Source organism: Actinacidiphila sp. bgisy167 (genome assembly GCF_965342175.1).
Classification (GTDB): Bacteria; Actinomycetota; Actinomycetes; order Streptomycetales; family Streptomycetaceae; genus Actinacidiphila.
In genome coordinates, this window is sequence record NZ_CBDRBL010000001.1 from 91,252 (window position 1) to 109,669 (window position 18,418).

Consider the following 18,418-nt stretch of genomic DNA (forward strand, 5'->3'; position numbering starts at 1 on the left):
GCTCACGCTCCGACGGCGACGAGGACGGCGAGGATCACGGAGCCGGCCAGCAGCACGCTGATATAGGTCTGCACGTTGCCCGTCTGGGTGCGGCGTACGAGCGCGCCGAGCAGTCGGGGTACTCCGCCCGTGCCGCGGACGTAGGTCTCGACGACCTCGCGGTCGAGGAAGCGGACGAGGCCGGAGGCGGCGAGCACGGGGCGGACGAAGAGCGCCGTGTACAGGGCGTCGAGGCGGAAGCCGTGCGAGGCGGGCCCGAAGAGCGGGCCGAGCAGCAGGCGTCCGGGGTCGGCCGGGTCCGGGGCGGCGGCGACGTCCCCGTAGATCTGTTCATGGGTCTGCAGCGCCGCGGCCTCGGTGAGCGCCGGCTCCTCCTCCGCGGCCTCGGCGGTGACGACGGCGCCCAGGGGCGCGGCGCGGCGGGCCGCGGCGGCCTGCCAGGCCCCGTATGTGGACACGATGCCGACGACCGCGAGGCCCACGCCGAGGATCGAGGTGACCAGGGTCGGGGCGAGGTCGTCGCCGTCGAGCCAGGCGGGGAGGTCGAGGAGTGAGGGCACGAGGGCGACGGCGCCGAAGGCGATGGTCGGGACGGCCAGCACCCACAGCACGACGGTCATGACGGCCGGTTCCCTGCCGTGGGCCTCGGGGGCGGTGGCGCCGCGGCCGCGGAAGGCGAGGAGGAACAGGCGTGTGGCATAGCCGGCGGTGAGCACGGCGGTGATCAGCGCGGCGACCAGGACGAGCCAGCCGACGGCCGCCGGAACGCCCTCGGCGTGGCCTGAGGCGGCGTGCTCGGCTGCCCGCAGCACCGACTCCTTGGAGAAGAAACCGGAGAAGGGCGGGATGGCGGCCAGCGCGGCCAGGGCGATGCCCATGGTCCACATGGCGTCGGGGACACGCTTGCCGAGGCCGGTCATGCGGGACATCGCGGCCAGCGAGTTGGTGCCTGCGGCGTGGATGACGACGCCGGCGGCGAGGAAGAGGAGCGCCTTGAAGGCGCCGTGCGAGATGAGGTGGAACACGGCCGCTCCGCGGTCGCCGACGGCGAGGGCGGCGGCCATGTAGCCGAGCTGGCCGATGGTCGAGTAGGCGAGCACGCGTTTGATGTCGTCCTGGGCGAACGCGGCCAGGGCGGAGCCGATCATGGTGACGACGGCGAGCACGCCGAGCACCGCGAGCGTCGCGGTGGACGCCTCGAAGACCGGCAGCAGTCGGGCGACGAGGTAGATGCCGGCCGCGACCATCGTGGCGGCGTGGATCAGCGCGGACACCGGGGTGGGGCCGGCCATCGCGTCGGGCAGCCAGGTGTGCAGCGGGAACTGCGCCGACTTGCCGGCGACCCCGGCGAGCAGCAGCAGGCCGACGACGGTCGGGTGCGTGAGCTGGCCGTGGGTGGCGGTCGTGAGGATGCCGTTGATGCGGAAGGTCCCGGCGTCCGCGGCGAGCGCGAAGACGCCGATCAGGAAGGGGACGTCACCGAGCTTGGTGACGAGGAAGGCCTTGAGGGACGCGGCCCGGGCGACCTCGGTCTCCCAGTAGTGGCCGACCAGGAAGTACGAGCAGATGCCCATGATCTCCCAGCCCACCAGCAGCACCATCAGGTCGCCGGTGTAGACGACCAGGAACATGGCGGCGGTGAAGAGGGAGACGAGGGCGGAGTAGGAGGCGTAGCGCAGGTCGTGCCGCAGGTAGGCCGTGGAGTACAGCTGCACGCAGGTGGCGACCAGGCCGACGAGGACGGCGATGAGCACCGCGAAGCCGTCGAGGTGCAGGGCGAGGTCGACAGGCACCGAGCCGGTCGGCGTGAGCCGGGTCGCGGCGTCGGTCGCCGGGCCGCTGCCCTGCCGTACGGCGACGACCACGGCCAGCACGAACGCGGTCGCGGTGGGCAGCACGGCCAGCGGCCGCACGAAACCGGGGGCGGTGCGGCCCAGCAGGAGACCGCCGAGGGATCCGAGGAAGGGCAGGACGGGCACGAGGACGGCGAGGGTCGTCAGGGTCACGCTGCGGCCTCGGCCTTCTCTTCGGGTGCGGAGGGCCCGTCCCCTCCGCCGTGCGGGTCGTGCGGGTCGCGCGAGTCCGGTTCGGCGAGATCGGTGAGGCGGTCGACGTCCGAGCTGCCCCGGTTCCGGTACACCAGGAGGACGATGGCCAGGCCGATACCGATCTCGGCGGCGGCGATGACGATCACGAAGAGGGTCAGCGCCTGCCCGGCGTGGAGGGCGTCGCGGAGCCAGACGTCGAAGGCGACCAGATTGAGGTTGACCGCGTTCAGCATCAGCTCGACCGACATCAGGACGAGGATCGCGTTGCGCCGGGCGAGGACGCCGTACAGGCCGACGGAGAACAGGAGGGCGGCGAGGACGGCGGGATAGGCGAGGTGCATCAGCGCTCTCCCGGCTGCTGACGGGACTGCTTGCGGGACAGGACGATCGCACCGACGAGCGCGGCGAGCAGGAGCACGGACAGCGCCTCGAACGGCAGCACCCAGTGCCGGAAGAGGATCTGGCCGGTGACCTTGGTGGAGCCCTGGGCGGCGCCGTCCACATCGATCCAGGTGGCCCGGAAGGCGTCCACCACGACCCACACCAGCGTGCCCGCGGCGGCGGCCGCCACGGTCAGGGCCGCGATCCGGTTGCCCGAATCGGCGTCCGGCGAACGGCCGATGGGCGCCTTGGTGAGCATCAACCCGAACAGCACGAGCACGACGACGGAACCGACGTAGATCAGCACCTGCACCCAGGCGATGAACTCGGCGGTGAGCAGGAGGTACTCGACGGCGACCCCGCCGAGCGCGACGACCAGCCAGAGGGCGGCGTGCACCAGTTGCCGTGTGGTGACGCTGACGACGGCGGCGGCCAGCGTCGCGACGCCGACGAGGACGAAGGCGATCTCGACGCCGGTCGGGGACAGGAAGCCGGGGTGCGCGGCGGCGTTCACGCGTCACCCCCGGGCTGGTCGCGTTCGGCGCCGGCCGCATCCTGGGCATCGTCCCTGTCCCCGGCCGCGTCCTCAGCCTGGGCGGCGGCGGCCGCGGCAGCGGCCTGGGCGGCGGCCTTCTCGGCGGCCTTGCGGGCGGCACCGATCTCCTTGGGCTCCTCGGCCGCCAGGTCGAGCGGCGGCGGGGCCGGCACCGTCCACATCCACTCGCGCAGCTTGTCGCGCTCGTGGGTGAGGTCGAGGATGTCGGTCTCCGCGTACTCGAACTCCGGCGACCAGAACAGCGCGTCGAAGGGGCACACCTCGATGCAGATGCCGCAGTACATGCAGAGCGAGAAGTCGATCGCGAAGCGGTCCAGCACGTTGCGGCTGCGCTCGCGGCCGCCGGGCGAGGCGGCGGGCACCGTCTCCTTGTGGGAGTCGATGTAGATGCACCAGTCGGGGCACTCTCGGGCGCACAGCATGCAGACCGTGCAGTTCTCCTCGAACAGCGCGATCACGCCGCGGGACCGGGGCGGCAGTTCGGGCTGTACCTCGGGATACTGCGCGGTGTGCGAGCGCCGGGTCATCGTGCGCAGGGTGACGGCGAGCCCCTTGGCCAGGCCGGAACCGGGGATGCCCATCAGGAGATCACCACCTTCACCACGCCGGTGAGCGCGATCTGGGCGAGGGCGAGCGGGATGAGGACGGTCCAGGCGAACCTCTGCAGCTGGTCTTCGCGCAGCCGGGGGTACGTGACTCTGAGCCAGATGACGACGAAAGCCAGGGCCGCGGTCTTGAGCAGGGTCCACAGCCAGCCGAGGCTGCCGGACCACGGGCCGTGCCAGCCGCCGAGGAACAGGACGGTGGTCAGGCCGCACAGCACGACGATGCCGGCGTACTCGGCCAGCAGGAAGAGGGCGAACCGCAGGCCCGTGTACTCGGTGTAGGCGCCGAAGATGATCTCCGAGTCGGCCACCGGCATGTCGAACGGCGGGCGCTGCAGTTCGGCGAGGCCGGCGGTGAAGAACACCACGGCGCCGATGAGCTGCCACGGCGTCCACCACCAGGCGTACGCGTCGACGATGCCGGGCAGCGAGAGCGTGCCGGCCGCCATGGCGACGGACGCGGCGGCGAGCAGCATCGGCAGCTCGTACGACATCAGCTGCGCGGCGGTGCGCAGACCGCCGAGGAGGGAGAACTTGTTGGCGGAGGCCCAGCCGGCCATGAGCGAGCCGAGCACGCCGACGCCCATCACGGCGAGCACGAAGAACAGGCCCGCGTCGATGTCCTGGCCGACCAGCCCGTCGGGGCCGACCGGGATCGCGACGAGGACCAGCAGGTAGGGCAGCAGCGCGACGGCGGGAGCGAGTTGGAAAATCTTCCGGTCCGCGTCTGCCGGGACCACGTCCTCCTTCTGCGCGAACTTCACCCCGTCGGCGACGAGCTGGGCCCAGCCGTGGAAGCCGCCGGCGTACATGGGTCCGAGGCGGCCCTGCATGTGGGCCATGACCTTGTGCTCGGTCTGGCCGACGACCAGGGGCAGGACGAGGAAGGCGACGAGCACGGCGAGCAGCCGGAGGATCACTTCGAGGGCGTCGCTCACGGTGTGCTGCCTCCTTCTGCGTCGTCGTGGTCAGGGGTGCCGTCGTCGTCGGTCGGTGCGGGCCGCACGGGTTCGTCCTGCGCGCCGCCGGCCGCTGCCGCCTCCCCTGCGGGACGCCGGTCGCCGTCGGCGGCGCCGGGCCGACCGCCCGGGGCCGGGGCGGGCGCCGCGGGCTCGGCGACAGGCGCCGCGTCCGGTTGTGCGTCCGTTTTCGCCGCATCCGTTGTCGCGTCCCGCTTTGCGTCCGGCCCTGCGTCCGGCTTCGCGGACTCCACCGCAGGCGTCGTCTCCGCGGCGGCCGTGGCGGCGGGCGTGGTCGCGGGTGGGGCGGTGTCGCGGGGGACGTCCCACGGGGCGTCGGGGCTGCGCCTGCGGGGCGGCGTCACCTGGGCGGCGGGTCCGGTCGGGCCCCCGGCGCCCTCGCCCGCCGAGCGGGTGCGGCGCGGGGTGGCGGGGGCCGCGGCGGCGCCCTGGCTGGCGGAGCCCTCGGTGACACTGCGGCTACGCCGGGCGGGACGCTCCCCGGTGCTCCCGGCGCCCGCCGCACCGGCAGCGCCCGCCGCACCCGCGGCGCGCGGGCCGCGCGCGGGCCGGGCCGGCGCGGGCGGCAACTGCCCCTTGAGCGGGCCCCACTCGTTCGGGTCCGGCACGCCCGGCGGCAGCATCTGGCGGCGCTTGGGTCCGCCGTGCTCGGGCTCCCCCGGTTCCTTCGCGCCCGGCCACGCCTTCGCCACGCGCGCCGCCAGCACGAAGTCCTTGCGCAGCGGGTGCCCTTCGAAGCCGTCGGGCAGCAGCAACGGCACCAGATGCGGGTGCCCGGTGAAGTCCACGCCGAACATCTCGTGCGTCTCGCGCTCGTGCCAGGCGGCGCCCGCGTAGACGCCGACGGCGGTCGGCAGCTCCGGCGCCTCGTGCGGGACGGTCGTACGGATCAGCAGGCGCCGCACGGAACCGACCGCGGGGGCGACGACGTGGGCGCAGACGCGGAAGCCGGCGCCGCCTTCGTCGACAGCGCTGAGCCAGTCGAAGAAGGTGCAGCCCAGGGTGTCCCGGGCCGCCCGCAGGGCGTCCGTCCAGGAGGCGGCGGGGACGTCGACGGTGAGCAGGCCGTACGCCTCCTCCGCCGTGGCCCCCGCCCCGAAGACCTCGGCGACCGCGTCCGGCTCGGTGAGCCGGTCGAAGGGCGCGGTCACTGCGCGGCCTCCCCGGGCGCCGGCGGGGCCTGGACGAGGCCGCTGCGCAACGCCGCGGTGGACGGGCGCGCGCCCCCGTCGCCGTAGCGCTCACCGAGCGACTCGCGGGCGATCTTCTCCTGGAGCTTGAGGATGCCCTGCAGCAGCGCCTCGGGCCGCGGCGGGCAGCCGGGCACATAGACGTCGACGGGGATGATCTGGTCGACGCCCTTGGTCACGGAGTAGGAGTCCCAGTAGGGGCCGCCGCAGTTGGAGCAGGCTCCGAAGGAGATGACGTACTTCGGCTCCGGCATCTGCTCGTACAGGCGCTTCACCGCCGGGGCCATCTTGTCGGTGACGGTCCCCGACACGACCATGAGGTCGGCCTGGCGCGGGCCGGGGGCGAAGGGGATCACGCCGAGCCGGATGAAGTCGTGCCGGGCCATGGACGCGGCGATGAACTCGATGGCGCAGCAGGCGAGCCCGAAGTTGAAGACCCACAGGCTGTAGCGGCGGCCCCAGTTCAGGACCACCTTCATCGGCTCGGGCGCCAGGCGCGCCAGCGTGCCGAGGCGGCGCGGCTCCGGCAGGTACTCGGGGGTGCCCACATCCGTCATATCGGTCACTTGGGACACATCGGTCACGTCCATTCCAGGACGCCCTTCTTCCAGGCGTAGAGCAGACCGACGGCGAGGAAGCCGAGGAAGACGAACATCTCGACCAGCGTCGTGCCGCCGTACCCCTCGGCGGCGAACACCGTCGCCCAGGGGAAGAGGAAGATCGCGTCGACCGCGAAGATGACGTAGAGGAAGGAGTAGACGTAGTAGCGGATCTGGGTGTGCGCCCAGCCCTCGCCGACGGGGTCGACGCCGCACTCGTATGTGAGCATCTTCTCCTGCGTCGGCACGACGGGCCGCAGCAGCCGGCCGGCCCCGAAGGCCACGGCCACGAAGAGCACCCCGAGCACCGCGACCAGCCCGACGACCGAGTAGCCGTGGAAGTAGTCCACGTCTGTCCGCCCCTCGTTTCTCGTCGTAAGCGCGTTGTCCAGCGATCCCGGTGGATCTTTAGACGATCTGTACGAACGGAGTCTAGGCCCTGCCCCCCGAGGCGGAGCCACCCGTCCTGCCCCGTGGTACGGATAACCCCACCTTGCCCCGGCAGGCGCACCCCATGGCGGCGGCCGCCCCCTCCCCGGCAGGCTTGGCGCCATGACCATCGACTCCCAGCGCGGGGAAGCCGCCCCGCTGCCGCCGGCGCGCTTCGCCTTCGACGCCGTGACGTGGAAGGAGATCGCGTACCTCCTGGCCAACCTGCCCGTGGACCTTGTGGGCTTCGTCTACGTCACCGTGGTGCTCTACCTCGGCGTCAGCCTGTCGGTGACGGTGGTCGGCCTGCCGCTGCTGGCGCTGGGGCTGGCCGGGTGCCGGCTGCTGGGCCGCGTCGAGCGGACGCGGGCGCGCGGCCTGCTCCAGGTGGCCGTCGAGGAGCCCCGCTCCCTGCGACCCGGGCGGATGGGCTTCTTCCCGTGGCTGTGGACCTCGCTGAAGGACCCGGTGGGATGGCGGCACGCGTTGTACTTCTTCATCCGGCTGCCGTGGGGGATCGCGACCTTCACCGTCATCCTCACCTCGCTCTTCGTGGCATGGCCGGTGCTGCCCTTCATCGCCCGGGGGCTGGCAGGCGCCGACCGCGCCATGGTCCGGGGCCTGCTGTCCCCCTCCGACGAACTGGAGCGGCGGATCGCCGAGCTGGAGTCCGACCGGGGCACCGTGGTCGACACCGCCGCCGCCGACCTGCGCCGCATCGAGCGCGACCTGCACGACGGCGCCCAGGCCCGACTCGTGGCGCTCGCCATGGACCTGGGCCTGGCCAAGGAGAAGCTCCAGGAGGACCCCGAGGCGGCGGCGCGGATGGTCCACGACGCCCACGGCGAGGTGAAACTCGCCCTCCAGGAGCTGCGCGACCTCGCCCGCGGCATCCACCCCGCCGTCCTCACCGACCGCGGCCTGGACGCCGCGCTGTCCTCGGTGGCCGCCCGGTGCACGGTGCCGGTGCAGGTCCAGGTGGACCTGGCGAGCCGGCCGGCGGCGGCTATCGAGGGCATCGCGTACTTCACCGTCTCCGAACTGCTGCAGAACATCAGCAAGCACAGCGGGGCGCGCCGGGCCGTCGTCGAGCTGTGGCGCTCGGACGGCCGGCTGATGATCCAGGTCCGTGACGACGGTCGCGGTGGGGCGACGGCCGAACGCGGCAGCGGTCTGGGCGGACTGGCCGAGCGGCTGGACTCGGTGGACGGCCTGCTGGTGGTCGACTCCCCGGCCGGCGGGCCGACGACGGTGACGGCCGAACTGCCCTGGCGGGACCGCGCCTGAGCCGTGCGCGCGAAGGCCGTGCGCCCTCCCCCGGAGGGCGGCGGCCTTCCGCCGTGCGCCCGGCCTCGCTCGCGCTTCCCCTTGGCGGGATGCCGGCCGTCCGCGGGATGCCGGCCGTCCGCGGGCCGCGCCGGGCCGGGCCGGCAGGTGGGGTTTTCCCCAGGTCCCAGACGCCGATCCGCACCATGGGCGCGAGGGCTCCGCAGGAGGAGGCTGAGGGCATCACAGACGGCAGAGGGATGACGAAGAGGACGGACGTGACCATGGCACACGGTTTCCCGGAGCGGCGCGAGCACCGGTTGCCCACGGCGCTGCGCGCGCCGATCGAGGCCCGCACCTGGCGCGAGTCGCTCTACCTGCTGCTGAACCTGCCGATGGGCGTCATCGGCTTTGTCTTCACCGTGACGATGCTGTCGCTCGGCGCGGGCCTGCTGGTCACCTTCCTCGGGTTGCCCGTCCTGGCCGCGATGCTGGCCGGGTGCCGCGGGCTCGGCGTGGTGGAGCGCGAGCGGGCCCGCCGGTGCCTGGGCATCGACGTGGCCTCGCCCGAGCCGCTGCGCCGCAGGCCCGGCCAGGGCCTGATGTCGTGGCTGGGCGGACAGCTGACCAGCGGCGCCTCCTGGCGGCACGTCCTGTACTTCTTCGTGCACTTCCCGTGGGGGGTGTTCACCTTCTCCGTGACCGTGACGTTCGTCAGCTACGGCTGGGGGCTCCTGACGTACCCGCTGTGGCAGTGGGTCTTCCCGGCCTTCACCGACCAGCCCGGACTCCAGCTGTACGGGAACGCCGACGGCGACGGCTGGTGGCTGGACTCGCCGTTCGAGATGGCCATGGCCTCCGCGCTGGGCCTGCTGCTGGGCCTGGCCGCACCGTGGGTGATCCGGGGCATGGCGTACGTGGACCGCGGCCTGGTCGCCGGGCTGCTGGGGCCGTCCCGGCTGGCGAGCCGGGTCTGGGAGCTGGAGTCCGACCGGGGCACCGTGGTCGACACCGCCGCCGCCGACCTGCGCCGCATCGAGCGCGACCTGCACGACGGCGCCCAGGCCCGGCTCGTCGCGCTCGCCATGGACCTGGGCCTGGCCAAGGAGAAGCTCCAGGAGGACCCCGAGACGGCGGCCACCATGGTCGAGGAGGCGCACGGCGAGGTGAAGCTCGCCCTCCAGGAGCTGCGCGACCTCGCCCGCGGCATCCACCCCGCCGTCCTCACCGACCGCGGCCTGGACGCCGCGCTCTCCTCCCTCGCGGCGCGCTGCGCCGTGCCGGTGCGGGTGAGCGTGGACCTGCCGGGCCGACCCGTGCCGGCGATCGAGGGCATCGCCTACTTCACCGTCTCCGAGCTGCTGCAGAACATCAGCAAGCACAGCGGGGCCTCGCGCGCCACGGTGGACCTGTGGCGCTCCGGGGACCGGCTGATGATCCACGTCGTCGACAACGGGCGCGGCGGCGCCTCCCCGGCTCAGGGCTCGGGCCTGGCCGGTCTCGTCGAGCGGCTGGAAGCGGTGGACGGCGTCCTCGCGGTGGACTCCCCCGCGGGCGGCCCGACCGCCGTCGCGGCCGAGCTGCCCTGGCGGAGCTGACCCCGGGCGGAGGGGCCTGAGGACCGCGACGCCCGGAGGAACCCGCCAGCCGCGGGCCTGCGGAGCCCAACCCGCCGGACGCGCCGGACCTGGGAAAATCCGGAGAGCCGGAAGTGGCAGAAGAAGATCGAGAACCGAGAGGACGCTGACCGCGCCCCCCTCCGCCCCTCCCCGCACCAAGCCCCGGCGGCGCGGCCGTGTGCCGGCCGCCGGAAGCTGGAATGCTGGGGAGGGACACGACGGCGTCGAGACGGACGGGGGAGCCGGTAGCGGTGGAGGACAAGGTGCGGGTGGTCATCGCCGAGGACTCGGTGCTGCTGAGGGAGGGACTGACCCGCCTGCTGACCGACCGCGGGCACGAGGTCGTCGCCGGGGTCGGCGACGCCGAGGCCCTGCTGAAGGTGATCGGCGAGCTCGCCGACCAGGAAGCGGTGCCCGACGTGGTCGTGGCCGACGTGCGGATGCCGCCGACCCACACCGACGAGGGCGTGCGCGCCGCGGTGCGGCTGCGCCGCGACCACCCGCGGCTGGGGGTGCTGGTGCTGTCGCAGTACGTGGAGGAGCGGTACGCCACCGAACTGCTGGCCGGCAGCTCCAGCGGGGTCGGGTATCTGCTCAAGGACCGGGTAGCCGATGTCCGTGAGTTCGTCGACGCGGTCGTACGGGTGGCCGGCGGCGGCACCGCCCTGGACCCGGAGGTGGTGGCACAGCTGCTGGGGCGCAGCCGCAAGCAGGACGTACTGGCCGGCCTGACCCCGCGGGAGCGGGAGGTGCTGGGACTCATGGCCGAGGGGCGGACGAACTCCGCGATCGCCAAGCAGCTGGTGGTGAGCGACGGGGCGGTGGAGAAGCACGTCAGCAACATCTTCCTCAAGCTGGGCCTGGCCCCCAGCGAGGGCGACCACCGGCGCGTCCTCGCCGTGCTCACGTACCTCAACTCATGAGCGTCTGACGTACCGTCATACAGCCGCCGGCGTCCAGGACACAGGAGGCGGACGGCAGGAGGCGGACGGTTCGGGCTCCGGGGGCGGTGGCCGTGACCCATCAGGGCACAAAAGAACCCAGCACGCCGCTCACGGTGGGGGAAGACCCGGGAAGGCCACCCTTACCCACGTACGATGGCGCGTGGGACACAAGGCCACGGCCCCGGTCGTGAGCCGCCGCCTCGAAGGAGGTCCGATTCAGTGACCAGCCAGGTCAGCAGCCCGACAACCCCCGATCATCCTGTTCTGGGAGAGCAGCGGAAACCGGCCAAGGAGACCAGGAAGCTCGATCGGGTGGTGATCCGTTTCGCCGGGGACTCCGGCGACGGAATGCAGCTCACGGGAGACCGGTTCACCTCGGAAACGGCGTCGTTCGGCAACGATCTGTCCACCCTGCCGAACTTCCCGGCCGAGATCCGGGCCCCGGCAGGTACCCTGCCGGGCGTCTCCAGCTTCCAGTTGCACTTCGCCGACCACGACATCCTCACCCCGGGTGACGCCCCGAACGTCCTGGTCGCGATGAACCCGGCGGCGCTGAAGGCGAACATCGGCGACATGCCGCGCGGCGCGGAGGTCATCGTCAACACCGACGAGTTCACCTCCCGCGCGATGGCCAAGGTCGGCTATGCGGCCTCGCCGCTGGAGGACGGCTCGCTGTCCGCCTACGCGGTGCATCCGGTGCCGCTGACCACCCTGACGGTCGAGGCGCTCAAGGACTTCCCGCTGACCCGCAAGGAGGCAGAGCGCAGCAAGAACATGTTCGCGCTCGGGCTGCTGTCGTGGATGTACCACCGCCCCACCGAGGGCACCGAGGACTTCCTCCGCAAGAAGTTCGCGAAGAAGCCCGAGCTCGCCGAGGCGAACGTCGCGGCCTTCCGCGCGGGCTGGAACTTCGGCGAGACGACCGAGGACTTCGCGGTCAGTTACGAGGTGGCGCCGGCCGAGGCGGCCTTCCCGGCCGGCACCTACCGCAACATCTCGGGGAACCTGGCGCTGTCCTACGGCCTGGTTACCGCGAGCCGGCAGGCGGATCTGCCGCTCTTCCTGGGCTCGTACCCGATCACCCCGGCCTCGGACATCCTGCACGAGCTGAGCCGGCACAAGAACTTCGGTGTGCGCACCTTCCAGGCCGAGGACGAGATCGCCGGCATCGGCGCAGCACTCGGCGCGGCCTTCGGCGGCTCGCTGGCCGTGACCACCACCTCCGGTCCGGGTGTCGCGCTGAAGTCGGAGACCATCGGCCTCGCCGTGTCCCTGGAGCTGCCGCTGCTGGTCGTCGACATCCAGCGCGGCGGGCCCTCGACGGGTCTGCCGACCAAGACCGAGCAGGCCGACCTGCTGCAGGCGATGTACGGACGCAACGGCGAGGCGCCGGTGCCGATCGTGGCGCCGCGCACCCCCGGCGACTGCTTCGACGCGGCGCTGGAGGCGGCCCGCATCGCGCTGACCTACCGCACCCCGGTCCTGCTGCTCTCCGACGGCTACCTGGCGAACGGCTCCGAGCCGTGGCGGATCCCGGAGCTGGAGGAGCTGCCCGACCTGCGGGTGCAGTTCGCCACGACGCCCAACCATGTGGCGGAGGACGGCACCGAGGAGTTCTGGCCCTATCTGCGTGACCCGCAGACCCTGGCGCGTCCCTGGGCGGTGCCGGGCACCCCCGGGCTGGAGCACCGGATCGGCGGCATCGAGAAGCAGGACGGCACCGGGCACATCTCGTACGACCCGGCCAACCACGACCTGATGGTGCGCACCCGGCAGGCCAAGATCGACGGCATCGAGGTGCCCGACGTCGTCGTCGACGACCCCGACGGCCGGGCACGGACGCTGGTCATCGGCTGGGGCTCGACGTACGGGCCCATCACGGCGGCCGTACGGCGCATCAGGAGCGCGGGGGGCGCGGTCGCCCAGGCCCATCTGCGCCATCTGAACCCCTTCCCCGGGAATCTCGGGGAGGTCCTGGGGCGTTACCAGAGGGTAGTGGTCCCGGAGATGAACCTCGGCCAGCTCGCTCACCTGCTGCGGGCGAAGTACCTGGTCGACGCACGCTCGCACACCCAGGTCACCGGCCTGCCCTTCAAGGCCGAGCAACTCGCTGCCGCCATCCAGGAGGAGAGCGCAGATGTCTGAGGCTCCTGCCGTCGAACACCGCACACCCGGGCTGCCGGCGCTGTCCCTGGTCCCCAAGGCCGAAGCCGGACAGTCCATGAAGGACTTCAAGTCAGACCAGGAAGTGCGCTGGTGCCCCGGCTGCGGCGACTACGCGATCCTCGCCGCGGTGCAGGGCTTCATGCCCGAACTCGGCCTGGCCCGCGAGAACATCGTCTTCGTCTCGGGGATCGGCTGCTCCTCCCGCTTCCCGTACTACATGAACACCTACGGGATGCACTCCATCCACGGCCGGGCCCCGGCCATCGCGACCGGGCTCGCCGCCTCGCGGCGCGACCTGTCGGTGTGGGTCGTCACGGGCGACGGTGACGCCCTGTCCATCGGCGGCAACCACCTGATCCACGCGCTGCGGCGCAACGTGAACCTCAAGATCCTGCTCTTCAACAACCGGATCTACGGTCTGACGAAGGGGCAGTACAGCCCGACCTCCGAGCTGGGCAAGATCACCAAGTCGACGCCGATGGGCTCGCTGGACGCCCCCTTCAACCCGGTGTCGCTGGCGCTGGGCGCGGAGGCCTCCTTCGTGGCGCGCACCGTCGACTCCGACCGCAAGCACCTCACCAGCGTGCTGCGGGCCGCAGCCGCGCATCCGGGCACGGCCTTCGTGGAGATCTACCAGAACTGCAACATCTTCAACGACGGCGCCTTCGAGGTGCTGAAGGACCGTGCCTCCGCCGAGAACGCGGTGATCCGGCTGGAGCACGGGCAGCCGATCCGCTTCGGCGCGGACGCCTCCAAGGGCGTCGTACGCGACCGGGCCACCGGCGACCTGAGGGTCGTCGACGTCGACGCGTCCAACGAGGACGAGGTCCTGGTGCACGACGCGCACGCCGCGACGCCCACGACGGCCTTCGCCCTGTCCAGACTCGCCGACCCCGACACACTGCACCACACGCCCATCGGGGTGTTCCGCAGCGTCGAGCGGCCGGTCTACGACGACCTGATGTCCGCACAACTGGAGCAGGCCGTCGAGCAGCACGGCAAGGGCGACCTCGCCGCCATGCTGGCGGGCAACGACACATGGACGGTCGTGGGCTGAGCCGTCGGCGCTGACCCCACGCCCCTCGGGCCCGGGCCTGACGATCAGGCCCGGGCCCCGTCGTACGCCAGGCGGGCCGCCATCACCTGCGCCGTGCGCTCCTCGGTCCAGCGGGCCAGTGCCCAGACCTGGTCGGCGGCCTCCTTGCCGAGCGGGGTCAGGGAGTACTCCACACGCGGCGGGATGACCGGATGCGCCTCGCGGTGCACGAACCCGTCGCGTTCCAGGGTCTGCAGGGTCTGGGCGAGCATCTTCTCGCTGACCCCGCCGATCGTGCGCCGCAGCTCGCTGAAGCGCAGGGTGCCGTCGATCAGGGCGGCCAGCACCAGCACGCCCCAGCGGCTGGTGACGTGCTCGAGGATCACCCGCGAGGGGCAGTCGCGCGCGTTCACGTCGGGGGGCGCCTGGATCAGGCCGACCGGCTCTTCCCTTACATCCATACCAGTAGCTTACTTGCAAGTGGGTACTTTCCGGAAGTTAGTACTGGTCCTAGAGTTAGTCCAGCCACCACCGAACGGGGACAACAGGAACGGGAGAACCCCTCATGAGCTTCGTCGTCACCGGAGCAACCGGACAGCTGGGCCGCCTCGTCGTGGACCGGCTGCTGGCCGACGCTCCGGCCGAGCAGGTCGTGGCCGTCGTGCGCGACGCGGACAAGGCCGCGGACCTCGCCGCCCGGGGCGTGGAGCTGCGGGTGGCCGACTACAACGCCCCCGAGACGCTCAAGGATGCCTTCCGCGAGGGCGACGTCGTCCTGCTGATCTCCGGCAGCGAGGTCGGCCGGCGCGTCGCGCAGCACAGCGCCGTGATCGAGGCCGCCAAGGAGGCGGGGGTCGCACGGCTCGCGTACACCAGCGTCCTCGGCGGGCCGGCCGCCGACTTCCGGCTCGCCGCCGAGCACCAGGCCACCGAGCAGGTCCTGCTGGACTCCGGGTTGACCTACACGCTGCTGCGCAACGGCTGGTACACCGAGAACTACACCGCGCAGATCCCCGTCCAGCTGGAGCACGGCGTCGCGGGCAGCGCGGGCAGCGGCCGCATCGGCTCCGCCACCCGCAGGGACTACGCGGACGCCGCCGCGGCGGTGCTGACCGGCGAGGGCCACGAGAACGCCGTCTACGAGCTCAGCGGGGACCATGCCTGGACGATGGCCGAGTACGCCGCCGAACTGGCCCGCCAGTCCGGTCGGCCGGTGGCCTACGCCGATCTGTCCGCCGACGCTTTCCTGGAAGTCCTGACCGGCGCCGGCCTGCCGGAGCCGGTGGCCGCGATCTACGTCGACGTGGACGTGGCCGGCGTGTCCCGCGGCCTCCTCGAGGGCGGCAGCGGCGACCTGGCCCGGCTGATCGGCCGTCCCACCACCCCGCTCGCGGACTCGATCGCGGCAGCGCTCAAGGGCTGAGCCAGGCCGCTCCGGACGGCCTCGGAGACCTCACCTCAGGCGGCCTCAGGCGACCTCGGACATCCCCGGACGCCCCCGGCGGGGCCCCGCGGGCGGACGCCCTCCGCCCGCGGGGCCCGTTCCCACCTGCGTCCCGCGCGTCCCGTCCGGCCCGCGTCCGGACCGTCTTCGGACCGTCTCGCGGCGCCGTCCAGGTGCGCTGCGTGCCCACGGCAAAGGTGTCATGACCGTCATGCGATACGCAGATGACGGCAGCAGGCCCGGCGCGCTACCTTCGAGCGGTCGCCAGCGCCCCGGGAGGAACGAGTGAGCGAGCAGCGTGCCGGCCTGCTGTACGGATTCGCCGCCTACGGGCTCTGGGGGCTCTTCCCCCTCTACTGGCCGCTGCTCGAACCGTCCGGCGCGGGCGAGATCCTCGCCCACCGCATGGTCTGGTCGCTGGCCGTCGTCTCTCTCGTGCTGCTGGCGATGCGCCGCTGGGCGTGGGTCCCCCGACTGCTCCGGCAGCCCCGGCGGCTCGCGATGCTGGCCGTGGCCGCGGCCGTCATATCCGTGAACTGGGGCCTGTACATCTGGGGCGTCAACAGCGGCCACGTCGTCGAGACCTCGCTGGGCTACTTCATCAACCCGCTCGTCACGATCGCCCTCGGCGTCCTCGTCCTGCACGAGCGGCTGCGGCCCGCCCAGTGGGCGGCCGTGGGCGTCGGCGCCGCCGCCGTCCTGGTGCTGACTCTGGGATACGGGCGGCTGCCCTGGATCGCGCTGACCCTGGCCTGCTCCTTCGCCACGTACGGCTTCATCAAGAAGAAGGTCGGCATGGGCGGCCTGGAGTCGCTGGCGGCGGAGCCGGCGATCCAGTTCCTGCCGGCGCTCGGCTACCTGCTCTTCCTCGGCGCCCGCGGGCAGACCACCTTCACCTCGCACGGAGCCGGTCACGCCGCCCTGCTCGCCGCCTGCGGCGTCGTCACCGCGGTGCCGCTGATCTGCTTCGGCGCGGCGGCCATCCGCATCCCGCTGAGCCTGCTGGGGTTGCTGCAGTACCTCGCGCCGGTGTTCCAGTTCGGCCTCGGACTGCTCTGGTTCCACGAGGAGATGCCGGCCGAGCGCTGGGCCGGCTTCGCCCTCGTCTGGCTCGCCCTGGCACTCCTGACCTGGGACGCGCTGCGCACCGCCCGGCGCGGGCGGGTCGCAGTACGCGACGCCGCCGTGGTTCCCGACGGTGCGGCGCCGCGCGGGGCCGTCACCGGCTGAGCCGTGGCGTAGGCGCACCGGCGCCGGCCTACGGGCCGCTCGGCGCCTCGTGCGCCTACACGCCCGTGCGCCTACGCCTCGTGCGCCTCCCTGCGGGAGCGATGGGCGCGGACCTTGTGGCGGTTGCCGCAGTGCTCCATCGCGCACCAGCGGCGCCGGCCGGGGCGCGAGGTGTCCACGAAGACCAGCCGGCAGTCGTGGGCGGAGCACTCACGGACGCGGCCGCCGTACGGGCCGGAGAAGAGCTCCACCGCGTCCCGGGCGACAGCCGCCAGGACCTGGGTGCCGGTGACCGGGGTGCGCCAGGAGCGGCCCCCGTCGACGGTCAGACGCAGCGCGGGAGGGCGCCAGGCGGCCGCCTCGTTGAGGACGACGAGGTCCGGCGCGGGGAACGGTTCCCCGTGGACGCGGGCGACGGCGATGCGCCAGAGCGCGTCGCGCAGATAGCGGGCCGTGGCCACGTCCTCAGGGGAGACCGCGAGACCGTCGCGGTCGGGGCGCAGTCGGCACGCCGCCGCCCAGCGGGCCAGGTCGGCGGGCTCGCGGAGGGCCTCGCGGCGGGCGTTGCCGCCCGGGCCGCCGGTGGGCAGCAGCTCCAGGCCGAGCGCGCCGGGATCGAAGCGGTAGGTGACTCCTTCGGATGAATGGACGACCAGACCGATTGCGGGTTCCGCCATGTAACCAATATAACCAGTTACAGACCGGGCCGGACGCCGGAGGCGACGCGAACGGCGGAACGCGGAACGCCCATCGCGAGCAGGAAACGCAAACGCGCTCGCCAAGGCGCACTCAGGGGACGCGAACGAGGGGGCACGACATGGCAGTTCACTGGAAACTCGTGATCGACGCGGAGGATCCGCACCGGCAAGCCGCCTTCTGGGCGGAAGCCCTGGAGTACACGCTCGAGGACCACAGCGTGCTGATCGAGAAGCTGCTGGGGTTCGGCGCCGTCACGGAGGATCTCCTGACCGAGGCCGCCGGCCGGAGGGCCTGGCGGGACCTGGCCGGCGTGCGCCACCCCGATGACCCGTATGACGAGGAGAAGGGCTCGGGCCTCGGGCGGCGCATCCTGTTCCAGCGAGTGCCCGAGGCCAAGACGGCGAAGAACCGGCTGCACATCGACCTCCACCCGGGCACCGGACGGCTGGAGGCGGAAGTGGCCCGGCTGGAGGGGCTGGGCGCGAAGGTGCTGCGGCGGATAGCGGAGCCCTCCGGCACATGGGTCACCATGGCCGACCCGGAGGGAAACGAGTTCGACGTCGCATGATCCTCGGCTCCGGCACTCGCCTTGACGGCGAAAGGCGACCGATGAAAACATCTCCATGCATGCGCAAATAATGCATACGCAAGGAGATGACGGGGTGTCGGACTCTGAGCGGTCGTTCCTGTTCCTCGTGGGAAGCAACCGCGCCGATGGCAACACCGAGACGCTGGCGCGGCGCGCGGCCGAGCAGCTTCCGCCCGCGGTGGACCGGCGCTGGTTGCGGCTCAGGGACCTGCCGCTGCCGCTCTTCGAGGACCTCCGGCTCGAGGAGGAGGGACACCGTCCCGCGCCGTCGGGGCATGCCGCGACGCTTCTGAAGGCCACCTTGGCGGTCACCGACATCGTCGTGGTCTCCCCGCTGCACTGGTACAGCGTCTCGACCGCCGTCAAGGTCTACCTGGACCACTGGTCGGGCTGGATGCGAGTGCCGGGACTGGACTTCCTGGAGCGGATGCGCGGCAAGACCCTGTGGGCGGTGACCGTGCACAGCAGCCAGGACCCGGCCACGGCGGCCCCGCTGGTGGGCACGCTGCGCCACACGGCCGACTACGCGGGGATGCGCTGGGGCGGGGCTCTGCTGGGCCACGGCGGCGAGCCGGGCGACATCCTCCGCGACACGGCCGCGCTGAGCCGGGCGAAGACCTTCTTCAGCTGACCGGCG

At 72.4% G+C, this 18,418-nt stretch carries 19 protein-coding genes; 9 read left to right on the top strand and 10 right to left on the bottom strand.

What is annotated here, in order from left to right; translation table 11 throughout:
* Window positions 1–2 precede the first annotated feature (2 nt).
* From ACRWND_RS00515 to ACRWND_RS00550, 8 genes are read right to left on the bottom strand one after another with little or no spacing between them, the layout of a single operon-like run.
* Window positions 3–2,006: an NADH-quinone oxidoreductase subunit 5 family protein gene (locus ACRWND_RS00515; RefSeq protein WP_431944566.1), complete on the bottom strand. Its 2,004-nt coding sequence runs from the start codon at window positions 2,004–2,006 to the stop codon at window positions 3–5.
* Window positions 2,003–2,389: an NADH-quinone oxidoreductase subunit NuoK gene (gene nuoK, locus ACRWND_RS00520; protein ID WP_431944568.1), complete on the bottom strand. Its 387-nt coding sequence runs from the start codon at window positions 2,387–2,389 to the stop codon at window positions 2,003–2,005. Before nuoK ends, ACRWND_RS00515 begins: the two co-directional genes overlap by 4 nt.
* Window positions 2,389–2,943: an NADH-quinone oxidoreductase subunit J family protein gene (locus tag ACRWND_RS00525; protein WP_431944570.1), complete on the bottom strand. Its 555-nt coding sequence runs from the start codon at window positions 2,941–2,943 to the stop codon at window positions 2,389–2,391. Before ACRWND_RS00525 ends, nuoK begins: the two co-directional genes overlap by 1 nt.
* Window positions 2,940–3,566, bottom strand: a complete 627-nt coding sequence (locus ACRWND_RS00530; protein ID WP_431944572.1) for a NuoI/complex I 23 kDa subunit family protein — start codon at window positions 3,564–3,566, stop codon at window positions 2,940–2,942. Before ACRWND_RS00530 ends, ACRWND_RS00525 begins: the two co-directional genes overlap by 4 nt.
* Window positions 3,566–4,528, bottom strand: coding sequence for an NADH-quinone oxidoreductase subunit NuoH (gene nuoH / locus ACRWND_RS00535; RefSeq protein WP_431944574.1), 963 nt, complete (start codon window positions 4,526–4,528; stop codon window positions 3,566–3,568). Before nuoH ends, ACRWND_RS00530 begins: the two co-directional genes overlap by 1 nt.
* Window positions 4,525–5,721 (bottom strand): NADH-quinone oxidoreductase subunit C, encoded by a 1,197-nt coding sequence (locus ACRWND_RS00540; RefSeq protein ID WP_431944576.1) that lies wholly within the window; start codon window positions 5,719–5,721, stop codon window positions 4,525–4,527. The genes nuoH and ACRWND_RS00540 overlap by 4 nt, the downstream gene beginning before the upstream one ends.
* Window positions 5,718–6,317: an NADH-quinone oxidoreductase subunit B gene (locus ACRWND_RS00545; protein WP_431944780.1), complete on the bottom strand. Its 600-nt coding sequence runs from the start codon at window positions 6,315–6,317 to the stop codon at window positions 5,718–5,720. Before ACRWND_RS00545 ends, ACRWND_RS00540 begins: the two co-directional genes overlap by 4 nt.
* A gap of 23 nt (window positions 6,318–6,340) precedes the next feature.
* Complete coding sequence (locus ACRWND_RS00550; protein WP_319158149.1) at window positions 6,341–6,709, bottom strand: NADH-quinone oxidoreductase subunit A; 369 nt, start codon at window positions 6,707–6,709, stop codon at window positions 6,341–6,343.
* A 202-nt stretch (window positions 6,710–6,911) separates the two neighbouring features.
* Between ACRWND_RS00550 and ACRWND_RS00555 the strand changes: the two genes are divergently transcribed.
* From ACRWND_RS00555 to ACRWND_RS00575, 5 genes are all read left to right on the top strand, one after another.
* Window positions 6,912–8,075: a sensor histidine kinase gene (locus ACRWND_RS00555; protein WP_431944578.1), complete on the top strand. Its 1,164-nt coding sequence runs from the start codon at window positions 6,912–6,914 to the stop codon at window positions 8,073–8,075.
* A 263-nt stretch (window positions 8,076–8,338) separates the two neighbouring features.
* Window positions 8,339–9,652 carry a sensor histidine kinase gene (locus ACRWND_RS00560; protein ID WP_431944782.1) on the top strand — a complete coding sequence of 438 codons (1,314 nt, stop codon included), beginning with the start codon at window positions 8,339–8,341 and terminating at the stop codon, window positions 9,650–9,652.
* A 284-nt stretch (window positions 9,653–9,936) separates the two neighbouring features.
* Window positions 9,937–10,596, top strand: coding sequence for a LuxR C-terminal-related transcriptional regulator (locus ACRWND_RS00565; protein WP_431944784.1), 660 nt, complete (start codon window positions 9,937–9,939; stop codon window positions 10,594–10,596).
* A 240-nt stretch (window positions 10,597–10,836) separates the two neighbouring features.
* Window positions 10,837–12,762, top strand: coding sequence for a 2-oxoacid:acceptor oxidoreductase subunit alpha (locus tag ACRWND_RS00570; RefSeq protein WP_431944580.1), 1,926 nt, complete (start codon window positions 10,837–10,839; stop codon window positions 12,760–12,762).
* Window positions 12,755–13,840, top strand: a complete 1,086-nt coding sequence (locus ACRWND_RS00575; RefSeq protein WP_431944582.1) for a 2-oxoacid:ferredoxin oxidoreductase subunit beta — start codon at window positions 12,755–12,757, stop codon at window positions 13,838–13,840. Before ACRWND_RS00570 ends, ACRWND_RS00575 begins: the two co-directional genes overlap by 8 nt.
* 44 nt (window positions 13,841–13,884) lie before the next feature.
* Here ACRWND_RS00575 and ACRWND_RS00580 read toward each other — a convergent pair whose 3' ends face one another.
* Window positions 13,885–14,280: a winged helix-turn-helix transcriptional regulator gene (locus ACRWND_RS00580; protein ID WP_431944584.1), complete on the bottom strand. Its 396-nt coding sequence runs from the start codon at window positions 14,278–14,280 to the stop codon at window positions 13,885–13,887.
* A 104-nt stretch (window positions 14,281–14,384) separates the two neighbouring features.
* Here ACRWND_RS00580 and ACRWND_RS00585 point away from each other — a divergent pair, with 104 nt between their 5' ends.
* Together ACRWND_RS00585 and rarD are read left to right on the top strand one after the other, a co-directional pair.
* The gene (locus tag ACRWND_RS00585; protein ID WP_431944586.1) at window positions 14,385–15,242 is read left to right on the top strand and encodes an SDR family oxidoreductase; all 858 of its coding nucleotides are present in this window, start codon (window positions 14,385–14,387) and stop codon (window positions 15,240–15,242) included.
* A gap of 306 nt (window positions 15,243–15,548) precedes the next feature.
* Window positions 15,549–16,493 (top strand): EamA family transporter RarD, encoded by a 945-nt coding sequence (gene rarD, locus ACRWND_RS00590; RefSeq protein WP_431944588.1) that lies wholly within the window; start codon window positions 15,549–15,551, stop codon window positions 16,491–16,493.
* Between the two features lie 71 nt (window positions 16,494–16,564).
* Here the strand turns inward: rarD and ACRWND_RS00595 are convergent, their stop codons facing one another.
* Window positions 16,565–17,170 (bottom strand): CGNR zinc finger domain-containing protein, encoded by a 606-nt coding sequence (locus tag ACRWND_RS00595; protein ID WP_431944590.1) that lies wholly within the window; start codon window positions 17,168–17,170, stop codon window positions 16,565–16,567.
* Window positions 17,171–17,310: 140 nt separating this feature from the next.
* On the opposite strand from ACRWND_RS00595, the gene ACRWND_RS00600 reads away from it, so the two are divergent.
* Window positions 17,311–17,760, top strand: coding sequence for a VOC family protein (locus ACRWND_RS00600; RefSeq protein WP_431944592.1), 450 nt, complete (start codon window positions 17,311–17,313; stop codon window positions 17,758–17,760).
* 70 nt (window positions 17,761–17,830) lie between these two features.
* Window positions 17,831–18,412: a flavodoxin family protein gene (locus tag ACRWND_RS00605; RefSeq protein WP_431944594.1), complete on the top strand. Its 582-nt coding sequence runs from the start codon at window positions 17,831–17,833 to the stop codon at window positions 18,410–18,412.
* Window positions 18,413–18,418 lie beyond the last annotated feature (6 nt).

Bases quoted from the DNA above. Each gene is read 5' to 3' on its own strand.
- nuoK (WP_431944568.1), bottom strand. From the start codon at position 2,389: ATGCACCTCGCCTATCCCGCCGTCCTCGCCGCCCTCCTGTTCTCCGTC.
- ACRWND_RS00530 (WP_431944572.1), bottom strand. From the start codon at position 3,566: ATGGGCATCCCCGGTTCCGGCCTGGCCAAGGGGCTCGCCGTCACCCTG.
- ACRWND_RS00545 (WP_431944780.1), bottom strand. From the start codon at position 6,317: ATGACGGATGTGGGCACCCCCGAGTACCTGCCGGAGCCGCGCCGCCTC.
- ACRWND_RS00555 (WP_431944578.1), top strand. From the start codon at position 6,912: ATGACCATCGACTCCCAGCGCGGGGAAGCCGCCCCGCTGCCGCCGGCG.
- ACRWND_RS00560 (WP_431944782.1), top strand. From the start codon at position 8,339: ATGGCACACGGTTTCCCGGAGCGGCGCGAGCACCGGTTGCCCACGGCG.
- ACRWND_RS00575 (WP_431944582.1), top strand. From the start codon at position 12,755: ATGTCTGAGGCTCCTGCCGTCGAACACCGCACACCCGGGCTGCCGGCG.
- ACRWND_RS00580 (WP_431944584.1), bottom strand. From the start codon at position 14,280: ATGGATGTAAGGGAAGAGCCGGTCGGCCTGATCCAGGCGCCCCCCGAC.
- ACRWND_RS00585 (WP_431944586.1), top strand. From the start codon at position 14,385: ATGAGCTTCGTCGTCACCGGAGCAACCGGACAGCTGGGCCGCCTCGTC.
- ACRWND_RS00595 (WP_431944590.1), bottom strand. From the start codon at position 17,170: ATGGCGGAACCCGCAATCGGTCTGGTCGTCCATTCATCCGAAGGAGTC.
- ACRWND_RS00600 (WP_431944592.1), top strand. From the start codon at position 17,311: ATGGCAGTTCACTGGAAACTCGTGATCGACGCGGAGGATCCGCACCGG.
- ACRWND_RS00605 (WP_431944594.1), top strand. From the start codon at position 17,831: ATGCATACGCAAGGAGATGACGGGGTGTCGGACTCTGAGCGGTCGTTC.